Below are 804 nucleotides of genomic sequence, written 5' to 3' on the forward strand. Positions count from 1 at the left end.
GCATAGAGCCGTTCATGAACGGTTCTAACTGTTTGTTTTTGCGCAACTCCGGTGGGAAAACCGTTACAAACTTTTCCCGGAATTGCTTTTTGGGCTTGGCCTGAGGGCCAGGAAGGGAAAAATCATGGCGAAAGCGGAAACCGCCGAACTCGTCTTCGTGCCGCTCGGCGGCGTCGGTGAGATCGGCATGAACTTCGCTCTTTACGGCTACGGGCCGCCCAATGCGCGCGAATGGATCGTCATCGATGTCGGGGTGACCTTCCCCGATGCCAGCCTGCCGGGCGTCGACCTTGTGCTGCCCGACACGCGATTCATCGAGGAGAACCTCGCCAATCTGCGCGGCATCATCATCACGCATGCGCATGAAGACCATTATGGCGCGCTGCTCGACACATGGCCGAAGCTGAAGGCGCCGGTCTGGATGACGCCGTTCAGCGCCGGCCTGCTGGAGGCCAAGCGGCAAGGCGAGCAGGGCGCGCCGAAAATACCGGTGACGATCTACCGGGCGGGCGAGAAATTCACCGTCGGCCCGTTCGAGATCGAAGCCATTCCGGTCGCGCACTCGATTCCCGAGCCGATGTCGCTGGCGATCACCTCGCCGGCAGGCACCGTCATCCATACCGGTGACTGGAAGATCGATCCGGAGCCGACGATCGGGCCGAAGACCGACGAGGCGCGTTTCCGCGCCTATGGCGACAAGGGCGTTTTGGCGCTGATCTGCGATTCGACCAATGCGCTGCGCGAAGGTGAGTCGCCTTCGGAAGTGGCTGTGGGCGAGGGCCTCAAGGGCGTCATCCAGGCTGC

Annotated in this window: 1 protein-coding gene; it reads left to right on the forward strand. The window is 61.9% G+C overall.

Annotated features, from left to right (window positions below):
• Nucleotides 1-124: 124 nt before the first annotated feature.
• Nucleotides 125-804 (forward strand): ribonuclease J (locus EN984_RS36375; protein ID WP_164766004.1); only part of this gene is annotated, 680 nt, incomplete at its 3' end.

This window comes from Mesorhizobium sp. M7A.F.Ca.CA.004.12.1.1 (assembly GCF_003997835.1).
Classification (GTDB): domain Bacteria; phylum Pseudomonadota; class Alphaproteobacteria; order Rhizobiales; family Rhizobiaceae; genus Mesorhizobium.